15 protein-coding genes are annotated in these 13,324 nt (G+C 59.5%); 4 read left to right on the top strand and 11 right to left on the bottom strand.

Annotation, left to right across the window (positions count from 1 at the left end; all coding sequences use genetic code 11):
• Positions 1–777 (bottom strand): ABC transporter ATP-binding protein, encoded by a 777-nt coding sequence (locus tag NF685_RS08590; protein ID WP_252849324.1) that lies wholly within the window; start codon positions 775–777, stop codon positions 1–3.
• A 5-nt stretch (positions 778–782) separates the two neighbouring features.
• Positions 783–1,580, bottom strand: a complete 798-nt coding sequence (locus NF685_RS08585) for an ABC transporter permease (protein ID WP_252849323.1) — start codon at positions 1,578–1,580, stop codon at positions 783–785.
• Between the two features lie 396 nt (positions 1,581–1,976).
• Between NF685_RS08585 and NF685_RS08580 the strand changes: the two genes are divergently transcribed.
• The 3 genes from NF685_RS08580 to NF685_RS08570 are packed head-to-tail and all read left to right on the top strand — an operon-like array spanning position 1,977 to position 4,405.
• A complete protein-coding gene (locus NF685_RS08580) occupies positions 1,977–3,200 on the top strand; it encodes a transglycosylase SLT domain-containing protein (RefSeq protein ID WP_252849322.1) in 1,224 nt (407 codons plus the stop codon).
• A 23-nt stretch (positions 3,201–3,223) separates the two neighbouring features.
• Positions 3,224–3,793, top strand: coding sequence for a peroxiredoxin (locus tag NF685_RS08575; RefSeq protein ID WP_252849321.1), 570 nt, complete (start codon positions 3,224–3,226; stop codon positions 3,791–3,793).
• A gap of 36 nt (positions 3,794–3,829) precedes the next feature.
• The gene (locus NF685_RS08570; RefSeq protein WP_252849320.1) at positions 3,830–4,405 is read left to right on the top strand and encodes a DUF1643 domain-containing protein; all 576 of its coding nucleotides are present in this window, start codon (positions 3,830–3,832) and stop codon (positions 4,403–4,405) included.
• A 71-nt stretch (positions 4,406–4,476) separates the two neighbouring features.
• Here NF685_RS08570 and NF685_RS08565 read toward each other — a convergent pair whose 3' ends face one another.
• The 9 genes from NF685_RS08565 to NF685_RS08525 all read right to left on the bottom strand — a co-directional run bounded on the left by NF685_RS08565 (position 4,477) and on the right by NF685_RS08525 (position 12,057).
• Entirely contained in the window at positions 4,477–5,118 is a 642-nt protein-coding gene (locus NF685_RS08565; RefSeq protein ID WP_252849319.1) for a POTRA domain-containing protein, read from the bottom strand.
• A 228-nt stretch (positions 5,119–5,346) separates the two neighbouring features.
• The gene (locus NF685_RS08560) at positions 5,347–6,879 is read right to left on the bottom strand and encodes a peptide MFS transporter (RefSeq protein ID WP_252849318.1); all 1,533 of its coding nucleotides are present in this window, start codon (positions 6,877–6,879) and stop codon (positions 5,347–5,349) included.
• Positions 6,880–6,947: 68 nt separating this feature from the next.
• Positions 6,948–7,097, bottom strand: a complete 150-nt coding sequence (locus NF685_RS08555) for a hypothetical protein (protein WP_222548189.1) — start codon at positions 7,095–7,097, stop codon at positions 6,948–6,950.
• Positions 7,097–8,041, bottom strand: a complete 945-nt coding sequence (locus NF685_RS08550) for a DnaJ C-terminal domain-containing protein (protein ID WP_252849317.1) — start codon at positions 8,039–8,041, stop codon at positions 7,097–7,099. The genes NF685_RS08555 and NF685_RS08550 overlap by 1 nt, the downstream gene beginning before the upstream one ends.
• A 121-nt stretch (positions 8,042–8,162) precedes the next feature.
• A complete protein-coding gene (locus tag NF685_RS08545; protein ID WP_252849316.1) occupies positions 8,163–9,686 on the bottom strand; it encodes an efflux transporter outer membrane subunit in 1,524 nt (507 codons plus the stop codon).
• Between the two features lie 2 nt (positions 9,687–9,688).
• Positions 9,689–10,600, bottom strand: coding sequence for an efflux RND transporter periplasmic adaptor subunit (locus tag NF685_RS08540; protein ID WP_222548192.1), 912 nt, complete (start codon positions 10,598–10,600; stop codon positions 9,689–9,691).
• Positions 10,601–10,750: 150 nt separating this feature from the next.
• On the bottom strand, positions 10,751–10,945 hold the full coding sequence (locus NF685_RS08535) for a DUF1656 domain-containing protein (protein ID WP_222548193.1): 195 nt from the start codon (positions 10,943–10,945) through the stop codon (positions 10,751–10,753).
• A gap of 267 nt (positions 10,946–11,212) precedes the next feature.
• Positions 11,213–11,644 (bottom strand): hypothetical protein, encoded by a 432-nt coding sequence (locus NF685_RS08530; protein WP_252849315.1) that lies wholly within the window; start codon positions 11,642–11,644, stop codon positions 11,213–11,215.
• Between the two features lie 134 nt (positions 11,645–11,778).
• Complete coding sequence (locus tag NF685_RS08525) at positions 11,779–12,057, bottom strand: hypothetical protein (protein ID WP_222548195.1); 279 nt, start codon at positions 12,055–12,057, stop codon at positions 11,779–11,781.
• Between the two features lie 73 nt (positions 12,058–12,130).
• Between NF685_RS08525 and NF685_RS08520 the strand changes: the two genes are divergently transcribed.
• The gene (locus NF685_RS08520; protein WP_252849314.1) at positions 12,131–13,240 is read left to right on the top strand and encodes an ABC transporter ATP-binding protein; all 1,110 of its coding nucleotides are present in this window, start codon (positions 12,131–12,133) and stop codon (positions 13,238–13,240) included.
• Positions 13,241–13,324: the final 84 nt, after the last annotated feature.

The following is a 13,324-nucleotide window of genomic DNA, read 5'->3' as shown; positions in this document are numbered from 1 at the left end:
TCAGCCCTGTCCGGCGGCCTCATAGGCGTCGATAATCTGGTCGGTGGGGCCGTCCATACGGATGCGTCCCCCTTCCATCCAGATGATACGTGTGCACCACTGGCGTAATATGGGCATGGAATGCGACGTGACGACCAGAATACGCACGCATTCGATCAGCCGCGTCAAACGTTCGCGTGCCTTCTCCTGAAAATGACTGTCTCCCGCCATGAACCATTCATCCATGAGCAGGACCTCCGGGCGTGGTGCCGTGGCAAGACCGAAGCCAAGGCGTATCGCCATACCCGATGAATAGTGACGCACTGGCAGGTCCAGAAATGCGCCGAGCTCGGCGAACTGCTCCACGTCGCTCTCAAGGATCTTTGTCTGTTTGTCGGACAGGCCAAGAATACGGCCATATAGCGTGATATTCTCGCGCCCTGTGAGATCGGTATTCATACCGGCCTGAGGGCTGAGCAGGGCGTGGACCTGCCCCTCGACCTGCATTGTCCCCAGCGGTGATTCGTAGATACCGGCGAGCGCACGCAGCAGTGTCGATTTGCCGGCACCATTATGACCGATCAGTCCGACACGTTCACCCGACGCAATCGAGAGGCTCACATGATCGAGCGCCACGACCACAGTCGTATCTGCCTGGCTCACAATACTTCCGCCCACGGCCTGACGGTTCGTCAGTTTCTCACGCACGCCCTTGAACAGGCTCTTTTTGAACGACCGCGCACTCCCATGAAACATGGGGTAAACCAGAGAGTAATCCTCAAGGGTGATGGAAGACATCGCACTCAGACCCAGAAAGCCAGACGCGCGCGCGTTCTGGCAAATGTCATGAAGCCAAGTCCACACCAGACCGCACTGACCGCGCAGGCAATGGCGATCATCAGCGGGCTGGGCAGATGCCCCAGGATCGGGCCGCGCACGAGCTCCATCATGTCATAAAACGGGTTGAGCAGCAGATAGCGCGCACGCGGCCCGAGCTGGCCGGGCTGCCAGATGATGGGCGTAACGTAAAAGGCAATCTGCATGAAGGCCGCCACAACAGGAGTAATGTCGCGGAATCTGGCACAGAACGGTCCAAGCAGCAGACAGGCCGCATAACCGTTGAGGACCCACAGCAGAAGACCGGGAAGCGCGGCCAGACTGATGAGCCCAGGCCAGACGCCATAAAGCACGAAAACACCGATTGGCACGATAATGCTATGCGCAAAGACAATCATGTTGCGCACAAGCAGCCTGATTGCCTGCACGGTATAGGGAAGCTTCATCGCATGGATGGTCGCTTCTGCATCGACGAAACAGGTGCAGGATTCCTGTAAAAGGCTTGCCAGCCCGACCTGCCACAAGGCCATGGAAAGCGAGAGAAAGGGCAGATAATCGCGCAGAACCATATGGAACAGACGGGCATAGATCACGCCCATTGAAGCCACCATGATCAGAGCCGACAGCGTGAGCCAGAACGGCCCCAGCACCGAGCCGCGATAACGCAAACGGATATCCGTCCATCCAAGCGTTGCGGCAAGACGCCATGAGCGCAATCCCAGAACAATATCCTGCCACGCAAGGGCATATCGACTCTGACTCATGTCCCTCCGGGGCTTTCCAGGTTGTCTGTCATCGGGCAGGCGCCGCAAACCGGAACGCTCAGGTCAATTCGCCTAGCGGATAAGCCCTTTTTTCGCAACTGCGCCAGTGCAACTGCACCAGTATTGCCCTCGTCCGATGCAGGTCAGCCGTGACTCCCGCGCAGCAGAGCAAACCGGCAGAGGCCGCCATCGTCTACGGAAGATCGGAAGACTGCAATTTTTGGCTATCTTTCCGGCGCCACGCTCCGTAGTTTTGCCTTATTCCTGCCCCAGATTACGGATCACGCTCGGTTGCATCAGGTGAAACCCATCATGGCTCCTTCCCGTCATTCGACCATCCAATCCGGACAACAAGAATCCGGCCGGTCTCGTTCTGCGGGAATACCCCCCACGAGAATGCTCCTGATCACGGGAGCAACGGCGCTCCTGGCAGCCTGCGCCACCACGCCGCAGCGTCCGCAAATGCCCGTCGCGCAGGAAGCTGCCGATTATCGCCAGCATGCGAAATCCTATTACGCTCCGCCCGGTCCGCCGGAAGACCCCTGGGGACCTTATATCGAGGAGGCCTCGCAGCGTTTCGATGTGCCGAGCGTCTGGATCCGCTCGGTCATCATGCAGGAATCGGGTGGCCGTCTTTATGACCGAAACGGTCAGTTCACCACATCCGCCCCGGGCGCGATGGGACTGATGCAGCTCATGCCGCCCACCTATGACGACATGCGCACGCAGTACAGTCTGGGCGACGACGCCTACGACCCGCATGACAATATCATGGCGGGGACGGCCTATATCCGGCAGATGTACGATATCTACGGCTCGCCCGGCTTCCTTGCGGCCTATAATGACGGTCCGGGCAGCCTCGATTCCTATCTGCGTCGCGGGCGTGCGCTGCCACGCGAAACGCGGCGTTATGTAGCCCATGTCGGCCCACAGATCGCAGGCGTATGGCCGCGCAATCGCTCCGCCGCCGACCTTCTTGTCTCGCAGCACGATCCTTCGGCTGCAACCATGGTTGCCCAGAACGATAGCGAGACGGCTTCTGTGCGTGCCGCCTGGCGCAAACAGGCCCAGAGCGCGACCTATACTGCAGACCAGCAGGATATGCAGGTGGCCGAAGCCCCGGCTTCGAGCCGCGCCTCGGTCAGCTCCGCATGGGCTGCGCGCGGGATTGCCCCGACGCCGGCACCCGTCCAGATGGCAAGCGTGAGCACACCGGCCTCACCCGATAATGTGGCGCAGGCCTGGGCAGGGCGTGCCCCCGTTCAGCCGATCCCGGTGGGGCGAAGCCTTTCGGCAGAACCCGTTCTTGCCGTCATGACGCCACGTCCTGCGCGTCAGATCGCCCGCTCTGCGCCGGCGATCACACCGGGCAACTGGGCAATCCAGGTCGGAGCCTACAACTCCGCCGTGCAGGCCACACGCGCAGTGGCGCAGGCCCAGAATCATGCCGGAACTTCGCTGACGGGCGCGCGTAGTCAGGTGTCTACGGTGCAATCAGGACGGGCCCATCTTTACAGGGCTCGTCTCGTCAATCTTTCACATGACAATGCCGTGGCTGCCTGCCGGAAGATGGGCCGCGACACGCCCTGCGTGGTCGTCTCTCCGGGATCATCGTTCTGACCCTGATCTCTGCGGAGTCTTCCATGCCCCGTCGTCTTTCCTTCGCTCCTGTGGCCGGTTTTCTGGCCGCCTTCCTGCTTGCCTCTGCACCCGCAGCCCATGCTGCGCTGAAACAGGGGAGCGAAGCCCCCGATTTCACGCTTCCTGCCACGCAAGATGGGCATGAAATGAGCTACACCCTGCGTGATGCTCTCAAAAAGGGGCCGGTGGTGCTGTATTTCTACCCGGCAGCCTTCACCAAGGGCTGCACTGCCGAGGCTCATGGCTTTGCCGATGCCATACCCCGTTTCACAGCACTTGGTGCGACCGTCATCGGCGTGTCCATGGACAACATCCACAAGCTCGACGATTTCTCGGTCAGTCAGATCAAGGGTCAGTTTCCGGTCGCTTCCGATACCGACGGCAAGGTCACGCGGCTTTACGACGCAAAAATGCCCATGCTCGATATCGCCCAGCGCGTGACCTATGTCATCGCCCCTGAGGGACAGATCATTGCGACGATCAGTTCCGAATCACCGGGTAATCATGTCGAGAAATCTCTGGCAGCGCTCCAGACATTCAAGACAGACACTATGAAAAACCGGAAGAAATGAGGTTTCCCGGCCCATTGACGGGCCGGACAGTCTGACATGACCGAACGCTCGACACGCCATCATGTTGGCGCATCCCGCCCTCTTCGCCTGCAAGACGACGTCAAAAGCACAGCCATCTATGACGGACCGGGCGAATGTTACCGCTATCGTCTGCACCGTGTGTGGGACCCTGCCCTCCCCTGCGTCATGTGGCTGATGATGAACCCGTCTGTCGCGACCGAATATGGCGACGACCGCACAGTCGCCAAATGCCACCGCTATGCACGCGCGTGGGGCTACGGGTCGATGTTCGTTGGTAACAGCTTCGGGTATCGCTGCACCGATCAGCGACGCCTGCTTGAGGTGGAAGACCCGTCAGGTCCGGGCAACGATGCAGCCCTGCTCGACATGGCCAAGGCAGCAGATAAGGTCGTTCTGGCTTATGGTTCGCCCACGCACCCTTCCTTGCGACAGCGCGGCAATCAGGTTGCCCTGCTTCTGCACCGTGCAGGAATAGAATTATCAGTGCTGAGACTGAGCAAGGGCGGACGACCTGAACACCCGCTCTATCTACCTTCAACGCTAGAACCGGTTCGTCTCGACGATGCGTTTTTTCGCGCACTCGAAGGATAGCTTGAGGCGTGTAACTCTGTCAGAACAGGGGTCAGAACGGAGACCAGCTCTCCGTTCTGACGGGATCTCTCTTATTTCTCGGTGATCTGGTACGTCAGAACCACATGATTGTCGTGGTTGGGCTGTGTGGCCACTGGCTGGATCTGCACACCCAGATCGTGCTTCTGATAGACTTTCTGGATTGCCACGGTGTCTGCACTGGCCGCCTCGGCTGTGACCGTCGCACCCGGGCGCAGTTTCGTTGCTGCTTCGAGTTCGGCGGTTGGCACTTTCTTGTTGCCCGTGAATTCCACCTTGTCGAGCACGAATGGCGCAGGTGCTGCAGCCTGTTCCGGTGCCTGCTCCTCGATCACGAGATAGAACTGCACCGTGTTCTTGACGAAGCGTTCCTTCTCGCTGAATTTGGCGCCCATATTCTTGGCTTTGTAGAGATCTGCCACTTTCTGCACACCGGCATCGAGCTGATCGCGCGTGACCGTATCGCCAACATGATAGGGCAGTGCAGCCATGATCTCATCGGTCGGGATTGCCTTGTTTCCCTCGACTTTCAGAACCTTGAGCGTCAAAGGCGCATCGGCAGCGGGCGCGCTGGCCGCATTGGCTGAGGCAATAAGCGCCGGGGGGGCCGGCCCGAGTGCGGGCAGGCAGGGAAGCACTGCGGTACCGGCCATAAGAGCAAGACCGGCAAAAGCTAGGCGGGAATTCGGCTTCATGATGTCGTCCTTCTGAACAGGCTCATTCTGAACAGAAGGATCATAGGCATCTTACGGGGGAGTTGGCAAAACACGTGAGGACAGAAGCACTGTCTTGGGGTTTCTGCTTATCACAGGCCGTCACAGGCTCAGCACGCGCCTCGGTTAACCCGCTTTGGGACGAACCTGTCCGTCTTTCGCGGTATATGCGTCCAGGCAGACTGCGTTATCGGACTGCCCGGATGAAAATCAGCCTTCCATTTCGGCTGGCATGGCCGGACGGACGTCGGGGCCGATCTGCGCCCCGGTGGCGCGCACATGCTCACGATCCCAGCGCTTCGCCAGCGGCAGCAGGCAGACAAGAAGGCCAGTGAGGACAAGTCCGGCCAGAAACAGATCGCGGAACAACGGAACATAGAGCGCAGCCGCTGCAGCCCCTGTGGCCGGCGTGCCGGTCGCCGCAGCGAAATTCGCAACCAGACTACCCGCATACATCGCGATACCCCAGAGCAGGTAAAGCGAGCCCATCATGAAACCACTGCTCTCTGCCGCCGTGTAACGCGCGATAATGGCCAGACCGAGCGCCATGGTAAGCAGTTCGGCCACAGAGATAAGACCGTAACCGAGCACCATGACCCAGGCAGAGACGAGGGGTTGTGCATGGGCTGCTGCGATCCACCAGATCAGAAAGCCGATCGTGACAAGACCGAAGCCCAGAACCATCTTGTGTGCCAGAGACAGATCGCGCCCCTGCGCCGCGAGACGGTTGTACAGAGCGGCAAGGAACGGGCTCGCCAGCATGATCCAGATCGGGTTAAGCGCCTGGAACTGGCCGGCGCTCAGATGCACCAGTGTCACGCCGCCGATACGCAGATCCCCATCGACAGCACGCAGCGCAAACAGGGTCAGCGAAGTCATCATCTGCTGATAGAAAATCAGATAGGCCATGCTTTCGAGGCAAAGCAGAAAGGTCAGACGCAGCCCGGGACGTGCCGCAGCGCCCGAGCGCAGGTAGAGCCGCCCCCACAGGAATGCAATGGCAAGGCTTGCAGCCCAGACGCAAAGCCTTGCAATGCCCGGGCTGGCGATAATACCGGTGAGGATGAGGACGGTCAGGAAAAAACCGCCCAGAACGATCAGGAACGGCTTGAGCTGAAACGGACCCTGATCGAGTGCCGATCCGGCATGGTGGATCCAGCGGCGACGCCAGAAATAATAGAAAAGCCCCACAACGAGACCGCCCGAACAGGTCAGGAAGGCACTGGCCGGGCCGTATTTGTCCTGAAGCAGAGGGGTGATGAGCATCGAGACGGTCGAGCCGACATTCACCGACATGTAGTAGATGGTGAACGCAGCATCCAGCGCGGCATCGTCCCCTTCATAGATGCGTCGTACCAGATTGGCGGCGTTGGGTTTGAACAGGCCGTTACCTGCCGAAATCAGCGCCATGGCCAGAAAAAGCAGGGAGCGGTGCTGGTCTGCCAGCGCCAGAGCCGCATAGCCGAAAACGAGAGCGAACGCGCCCATCAGCATGGTACGGCGTGGCCCCAATATGCGGTCACCCGCAAAGCCGCCAAGAACCGGGGTAATATAGGTCAGACCGACGAAAGCCGCGATCATGACATTGGCAGCCACATCGCTCAGCCCCAGACGCTGGACCAGATAGAGGGTGAGAACGGCCTGCATGCCGTAATAGCCGAAGCGTTCCCACAGCTCGATCGCGAACACGACCGAGAAGGCCTGTCGTCGCGTCGGAAGCTCCGGGAGAGAAGATGCGCTCATGAAGGGGTTCCGGGGTCAGGAGTCAGTTCGATCGCCCGGAGATATCACACTCCCCCGTGATGGAAAGCCTAAAGTCCTGACCAGATCCCCGAGATTCTCATTCCGCCATAGCAAAGAGCTACGAGGAGGGCGGTGGAGAGCATGGCCACCATTGCCCCGAGCACCTCACGCGTGAAGATCATCTTCCAGTCGAAGAAGCCCGCGCGACGCACCATCATCACGCGTCCTGTGCTTCTTTGGCTGTCTCTGCCTCACGCTTTTCGGCAAAAAACGCTTCAAGCTTGGGATCGACCTTGCCGATCTTGACCTGGAGGGTGACGTAAAGATTACCGGCCTTGTGTTTGCCATGCTCGGCAACACCGCGCCCACCAAGACGCAATACGGTACCCGTATCTGAATGGGGAGGCACCTTCATGGTCACCTGCCCTTTGGGAGTCGGGACGACGATCTTTCCACCCAGAATGGCCGTTTCCAGATCGACCGGCACGCTCGCCCTGAGATCGCGCCCGTCCCGGGTATAGACCGAGCTTGGCGTAACCGAGATGGTGATCAGCGCATCGCCTGCAGGTGCGTTTTCACCCACACCCGGTGCACCCTTGCCAGCAAGGCGCAGCGTCTGCCCGTCTTCGATCCCCGCCGGGATCTTGACCTCGACCGTGCCCGCTTCCGGCAACGTCACGCGACTGGTCGTTCCCAGAACCGAGTCCTCGAACGAAACAGTCAGCGTGTAGGAACGATCGGCGCCGCGACGCGAGCGTCGACGCCCGTTGAAAGGCCCATTGCCGAAATCGGCACCGGTCCCACCGCCGCTGAACATATCCGAGAAAAAGGCCCCGAGATCTTCCTGACTGAACTGGGCTCCACCCGGTCCACCACCGGGGCCCTGACCATGGAAACCCTGGCCGCCACCGAACCCACCACCGCCGAAGGGGCCGCGTTCATTGCCCTCCGCGTCGATCTCGCCCCGGTCGAAGCGGGCGCGCTTTTCCTTGTCGCCCAGAATGGCGTAGGCCGCACCGACGGCCTTGAAGGCCTCTTCGGCTTTTTTATTGTTCGGATTGTGGTCGGGATGGTGCTCTTTGGCGAGCTTGCGATAGGCACTTCGGATTTCCTTATCCGTCGCGCCACGCGTCAGGCCAAGCGCTGCATAAGGATCTTTCACGCCGGTTTCCCCTTGTTTATCGTGAATACTACAGAAATCATGAGTTTTATGTTGTGACAGATCTGCGTAAATCAAGAGACCATAAGCAGGCTTCGCCACATAAACGGATCGGCTATGCGCCCTAGCGCGAAAATGCCTTGGCCAGAATGCTCTGCTTGGCAGCCTCGATCGGCAAGGACGTATCGCGCAGGGCCATGCCCTGCCAGCCAGCGCCCATGGCCGTATAAAGCGCTACGGTATCGTGCAGGCGGGCCGTGCGGGCCACGGCTTCGCGATCCTGCGCACCAAGAAGCGTGCGCTGCGTGGTCAGAACATTCAGATAATCGGTCAGACCTGCTGCATACAGGCGTCTGGCACGATCCGCCGCAAGGCCACTATCGATCGAGGCCTGATGAAGCTGGGCCACATAGTGATCGTTGTGGAGCCAGGACGTCATGGCATCTTCCACCTCGCGGAACGCATTGAGAACCGTCTTGCGATAGGTCAGCCGGCTTGCCTCGGCACGTGCGCGCGCCTCGACCACCTGTGAGGTAAAGCGCCCACCATGCATGATGGGCAGTGTCGCCAGCATCATGAAAGACCAGCTCATCGCGTTCACCTGAAACGCCTGGTACATGGCCGAGGCATTTGGATTGAAGTTCAGAGGTATGGAAAATTTGGGATAGAGCTGCGCGACAGCCACACCGATACGGGCCGTTGCTTCGGCATAGCTGCGCTCTGCAGCACGTATGTCGGGCCGGTTTGCCACAACGATCGAGGGAAGCGTTGCAGGAAAACGTGGCATGACAGGCAAAGAAGCCGTCCCGTTGGGCAAGGCTTCCAGCTCGGCCTTGAGATCGCCGGGCATGTCGCCAAGAAGAACGCTGACCCCGTGGCTCAGCGTATCGACCTGTGCCTGGAGCGGTTCGAGCGATGCCGTTTCACTATCGAGTTCGCTCTGCGCCTGCGCGATCTGAAGCGTATTGCCGATCCCCTCCAGATAGAGGCGCTTGGTCAAATCGACTTCGTTCTGGGCGTTCTTCACATTGGCCTGCGCAATTGACAGACGCAGCTGCGCACCGCGCAGCGAGATATAGGCCCGAACCAGATCTGAAAGCAGTGTCATCAGGGTCGTGCGGCGGTCTTCGATACTGACATCGATCGCGCGTTCGCTCGCCTCGACTTCACGCCGGATACGACCGAAAGCATCAATCTCCCAGCTGGCCTGCGCCCCATAGGTCAGCACCGAGGCCTGAGGCCTGTTCTGAGGATTGCCGGGGCGTATCGGCCAGTTATCGATATTGAGCGAATAGCGGTTCGTTCCACCGCCAGCATTGGCATCGAGCTGCGGATACCAGGCGGAGGCCGCCTCTTCACGCATGGCCCGTCCGGCAATGATCCGCTGATCGGCAATCAGAAGATCGTAATTGCCCTTGATGGCCTGAGCGACAAGCTTGTTCAGCAGCGGATCGTTATACTGCCCCCACCACTCTTTCATCTCGGACTCGGTCTGCGCAATCTCGTCCGCCGTGGCGGCATGATCGGTCTCGACAAAGCCATCGGGCAGCTTCATGCGGTCGGGTTTGTACGACGGCCCGACCGTGCATCCGGCGAGCAGCGTCGTGGCGAGTGAAAAGGCAGCCAGCCTGCGCGAGAACGACACCATGATCAGAGATGATTCTGGAGCCAGGTGGTCAGACGTCCACGCTGACCCTGTGGAGGCGTTCCCACTGTAACCGTGCAGGTCATGCCCGCCGCCAGAATGACTTCGGGAGGCAGACGATCGAGATGGATACGAACGGGAATACGCTGTGCAAGACGGACCCATGTGAAGATGGGGTTCACATCCTGCAGCCCAAGCTTGTCGGGTGAGCCATTCTGGTCGTTGATACCGCGCGCAATGGAGACGACATGGGCAGGGATGATCTCGCGATATCCCATCAGTTTGACACGTGCGACATCGCCCACATGCACGCCCCACATCTTCGTTTCCTCGAAATAGGCGTTGATCCAGAAACTGTCTGCGTCGATCACGGCCATACGTGACTGTCCCTCATGCGCATAATCGCCAACGCGCAGATTGAGGTTCGTGACATACCCCTCGACCGGCGAATAAACGATGGAGCGCTGCAGGTTCAGGCGGGCCACGTCGAGTGCCGCGCGTGCCGCGTTGACGGCATCCTCCTGCGTCTCGACATTCGAGTTGTAGATTTCCTGCTCTTCGGCAGACACAATACCATTCAGCCCCATACGGCGCTTGGCATCGTTGCGACGCAGCTTGAGATCTTCCTCGGCGCTGGCCAGATGCGCTTCCGCTTCCTTGATGGCCAACCTGAATCGCACCGGATCGATCACGAAAAGCGGGTCGCCACGGTGGACGAAATCGTTATCGTGAACGGGCACACTGACGACAGTGCCCGAAACTTCGGGCGCTGCATCGACCACATAGACGCGCACGCGGCCATCGCGCGTCCAAGGAGCGATCATATAGGTCTCCCAGAGCGTATAGCCGAGCAGGAGCGTCACCCCGAGCACTGCAAATGTCAGGAAGACTCGGATCAGCGTACGGGCGAGCAGCACGGAAAACATTCCTCGTGAGGGACAGGGATGACGTCTGAAGCAAGGTCGAGCACGGCACTGCCAGAGAGAGCGGTCGTGCTGCAGGCAGCGCGCTCCTGGCGTTTTCTCTCATTGCGCGATCGGGTGCATCGGCGTGTTCTGTAAAGGCACTCAGACATAAAGCACCAGCAGGCACAGAACGCAGACGTAGAGCGCCACTTCGAACAGGGCGACATGCCAGAACCATTCTATGGCACCTGTGCGCCAAAGAACGAGCCGGATCAGAAGTGTGACGGGAAGGGCGGCAACCGAATATACGGCGATCGGAGAAATCAATACGCCGAAAAGATCGAATTCCGCGAGCATCTGCCTCCCTCTTCCTTCCAGATTCTACCTTGCGGGATCAGAAGGAGAGAAGCACAGGGACCGGCAGCACCGACAGTCTTTTCTGGGACCGTCAGACCGCCGGAGCACAGACATCAAAATACCTGACCCAACCCGATCGGCCTCCGGAGTCTTCGTCCGGGGGCAACTGAAGCAAGGTCATAGGGGAAACAGGTTGCCACCGCCATAACCGAAACCTGAAATTTGCATAAGATTTCTTGTGATGACGGGCAGCAAGGGCAGACCGGGTTAGCGTCGCGCGAAAATGTTCCGCAGGACGTCGATCAGCTGCCTGCCGGTAAAACGACCGATCGGCCCGACCAGCAGACCCATCAGCGTGGACAGGGCCAGCGTCTGTTTGAACTCGATGAACTTGCGATCACGGCGCAGACGCGCCTCGAATTCAACAGGGTCGGCGACGTTGCGTGTGCCAAGCAGACCGAAGATGATCACGAAGAGCAGATCGAGACCGAGTACGGAGCAGGCTGCGGCAAATGCCGAGAAATGCAGAACGCTGTAGGCGAACGCCCATAACACGGCATGAAAGGAAACCAGCGCGAACAGGCCAAAGATGGCGGCAATAACGAAATAGGCCACACGACGACCGATCCGCATCGCTACGCGCTGCAGAACCTCGCCTTGAGCCTGAAGGGCTTCTTGCCCGACATCAATGACCTTCATGAAGAGTCGCTAGCCTTTATCGTGAAACGCCCCGGAGCAGGGCCCGTATGAACGGACCCATGGCAGACCGTTCTGGCCTGCCTGCCCCGGAACGGGTTGAGACGAGCGGCCGCCTTGCTTCATAAGGCAGCAGCTTACTTGGAGACACGTCCTGCAATAAAGCCAATGACGGCAGAAATCAAAACTGCTGCAATCGGGCGGGCACGAACACGGGCTTCAGCGTTCTGAAGCTGCACATCGGTGATCCCACGCGCATTGGCAACGGCCTGATCGGCCTTGTCCGCCACATCAAGGAGCGCAGGATTGATGCGATCCTTGAGCAGCTGCTCCAGCTGGGTCTTGAGTGTATCGATCTGTTCCTGTGCCGACTGGCTGGCGGTATCGACAGATTTCTTGACGTCAGATTTGCTCATGTCACAACTCCTAAACGGCTGGAACCGTATCTTATGGTTTCGTTGATAACGCATTGAGTTCAGGCGAGGTTTCATGTCCGTTTCACCGCAGGGCCATAAGTTCCCACTTTCGGTTCAGGATCTGAGCCTTTCGCTCCGGACCCTGCCCTTCTCCCTGACCCTCGCAAGGGGTGAGGCGCTCAGCCTCCTGGCAGAGGATGGCACGACGCTGCGACGTTTCTGCGACATACTGGCCGGGTATGTCGCCCCGGCATGCGGAGAAATCCTGATCGACGGTCTCGATGTGACCTCCACAAACGCCTCGCGCCGTGCGGTCAGCCTCATCTCTCCACGCGATCCTGCATTCGGCCACCTGACGGTCAGGGAAAATATCGCTTTTCCCCTGCGCGTGCGCGGGCTGACACAAGGAGAGCGCGAGGCTGGCGTCGCCCGGTTCCTGGCCCTTCTAGGTCTGGATGGACTGGCCTCGGTCAGAGCGGACAGGCTCACAGCAGAGCATAATCTGCGACTCAGGCTGGCCCGCAGCCTTGCCTATGCACCTTCCGTGCTCGTGCTAGACGACATCATGGCCGGTCTCGACCTGCGTGAGGAAAGCCGCATCAGACAGGTTCTTTCCAGGCTTCATCGCGCTCTGGGCCTTTCTCTGATCTACGCAGCACGAAGCCGCGAGGATTCGGTCTGGCTGGGAGGACGCATCGCGCTATTCGACAATCATACGCTCGTCCAATGCGCTGAAGCGAGTACGCTTCTGGAACGCCCGACTGCACCCGAAAGCGCGCGGCTTTTTGGAGAAGCCAATCTCCTGTCCGGGCGCGTGCTTGAAATCGAGGACGATGTTGCGCGGATCCATCTCGCCTGCGGCGGCGTGGTCGAAGCCATGGCAGAGCCCGACCTGGCGGAGGATACGCTGTGCACCCTCTGCATTCGTCCCGATCGCATGACCCCCCTGTTCAGCACGCCGATTGCCGGAGAGGACGATATGCCTCCCCTCATGGCAACCATCCAGTCCGTGCTCCATACAGGCGACCAGATGCGGCTCAAACTCAGATTATCCGATGGGGGCGAGATCGAAATGAGGCGCCCGCTTTTGCAGTCGATGCGCATGATGACGCCCGGAACAGCACTGCAACTTGCCTGGCAGGCCAGTCAGGCTGTGGCGTTTCCTATGAAAGACGCTCTATAAGGAGCGCTCCGGTCATCATTATCTGTCCTGGAAGGTCATTTCCTGCGCGCGTCCCCTCCCCTCCCCAGACATAGCTGCCCAAAG

It is taken from the genome of Asaia lannensis NBRC 102526 (assembly GCF_024054035.1).
GTDB classification, from domain to species: Bacteria; Pseudomonadota; Alphaproteobacteria; order Acetobacterales; family Acetobacteraceae; genus Asaia; species Asaia lannensis.
Note: the sequence above shows the minus strand (reverse complement) of the source record. Positions and strands in the feature narration are given on the sequence as shown.

What these genes read in the sequence shown, in the direction of transcription:
- NF685_RS08590 (WP_252849324.1), bottom strand. Translation starts at nt 777, where the DNA reads ATGTCTTCCATCACCCTTGAGGATTACTCTCTGGTTTACCCCATGTTT.
- NF685_RS08585 (WP_252849323.1), bottom strand. Translation starts at nt 1,580, where the DNA reads ATGAGTCAGAGTCGATATGCCCTTGCGTGGCAGGATATTGTTCTGGGA.
- NF685_RS08580 (WP_252849322.1), top strand. Translation starts at nt 1,977, where the DNA reads ATGCTCCTGATCACGGGAGCAACGGCGCTCCTGGCAGCCTGCGCCACC.
- NF685_RS08575 (WP_252849321.1), top strand. Translation starts at nt 3,224, where the DNA reads ATGCCCCGTCGTCTTTCCTTCGCTCCTGTGGCCGGTTTTCTGGCCGCC.
- NF685_RS08570 (WP_252849320.1), top strand. Translation starts at nt 3,830, where the DNA reads ATGACCGAACGCTCGACACGCCATCATGTTGGCGCATCCCGCCCTCTT.
- NF685_RS08565 (WP_252849319.1), bottom strand. Translation starts at nt 5,118, where the DNA reads ATGAAGCCGAATTCCCGCCTAGCTTTTGCCGGTCTTGCTCTTATGGCC.
- NF685_RS08560 (WP_252849318.1), bottom strand. Translation starts at nt 6,879, where the DNA reads ATGAGCGCATCTTCTCTCCCGGAGCTTCCGACGCGACGACAGGCCTTC.
- NF685_RS08555 (WP_222548189.1), bottom strand. Translation starts at nt 7,097, where the DNA reads ATGATGGTGCGTCGCGCGGGCTTCTTCGACTGGAAGATGATCTTCACG.
- NF685_RS08545 (WP_252849316.1), bottom strand. Translation starts at nt 9,686, where the DNA reads ATGGTGTCGTTCTCGCGCAGGCTGGCTGCCTTTTCACTCGCCACGACG.
- NF685_RS08535 (WP_222548193.1), bottom strand. Translation starts at nt 10,945, where the DNA reads ATGCTCGCGGAATTCGATCTTTTCGGCGTATTGATTTCTCCGATCGCC.
- NF685_RS08530 (WP_252849315.1), bottom strand. Translation starts at nt 11,644, where the DNA reads ATGAAGGTCATTGATGTCGGGCAAGAAGCCCTTCAGGCTCAAGGCGAG.
- NF685_RS08525 (WP_222548195.1), bottom strand. Translation starts at nt 12,057, where the DNA reads ATGAGCAAATCTGACGTCAAGAAATCTGTCGATACCGCCAGCCAGTCG.
- NF685_RS08520 (WP_252849314.1), top strand. Translation starts at nt 12,131, where the DNA reads ATGTCCGTTTCACCGCAGGGCCATAAGTTCCCACTTTCGGTTCAGGAT.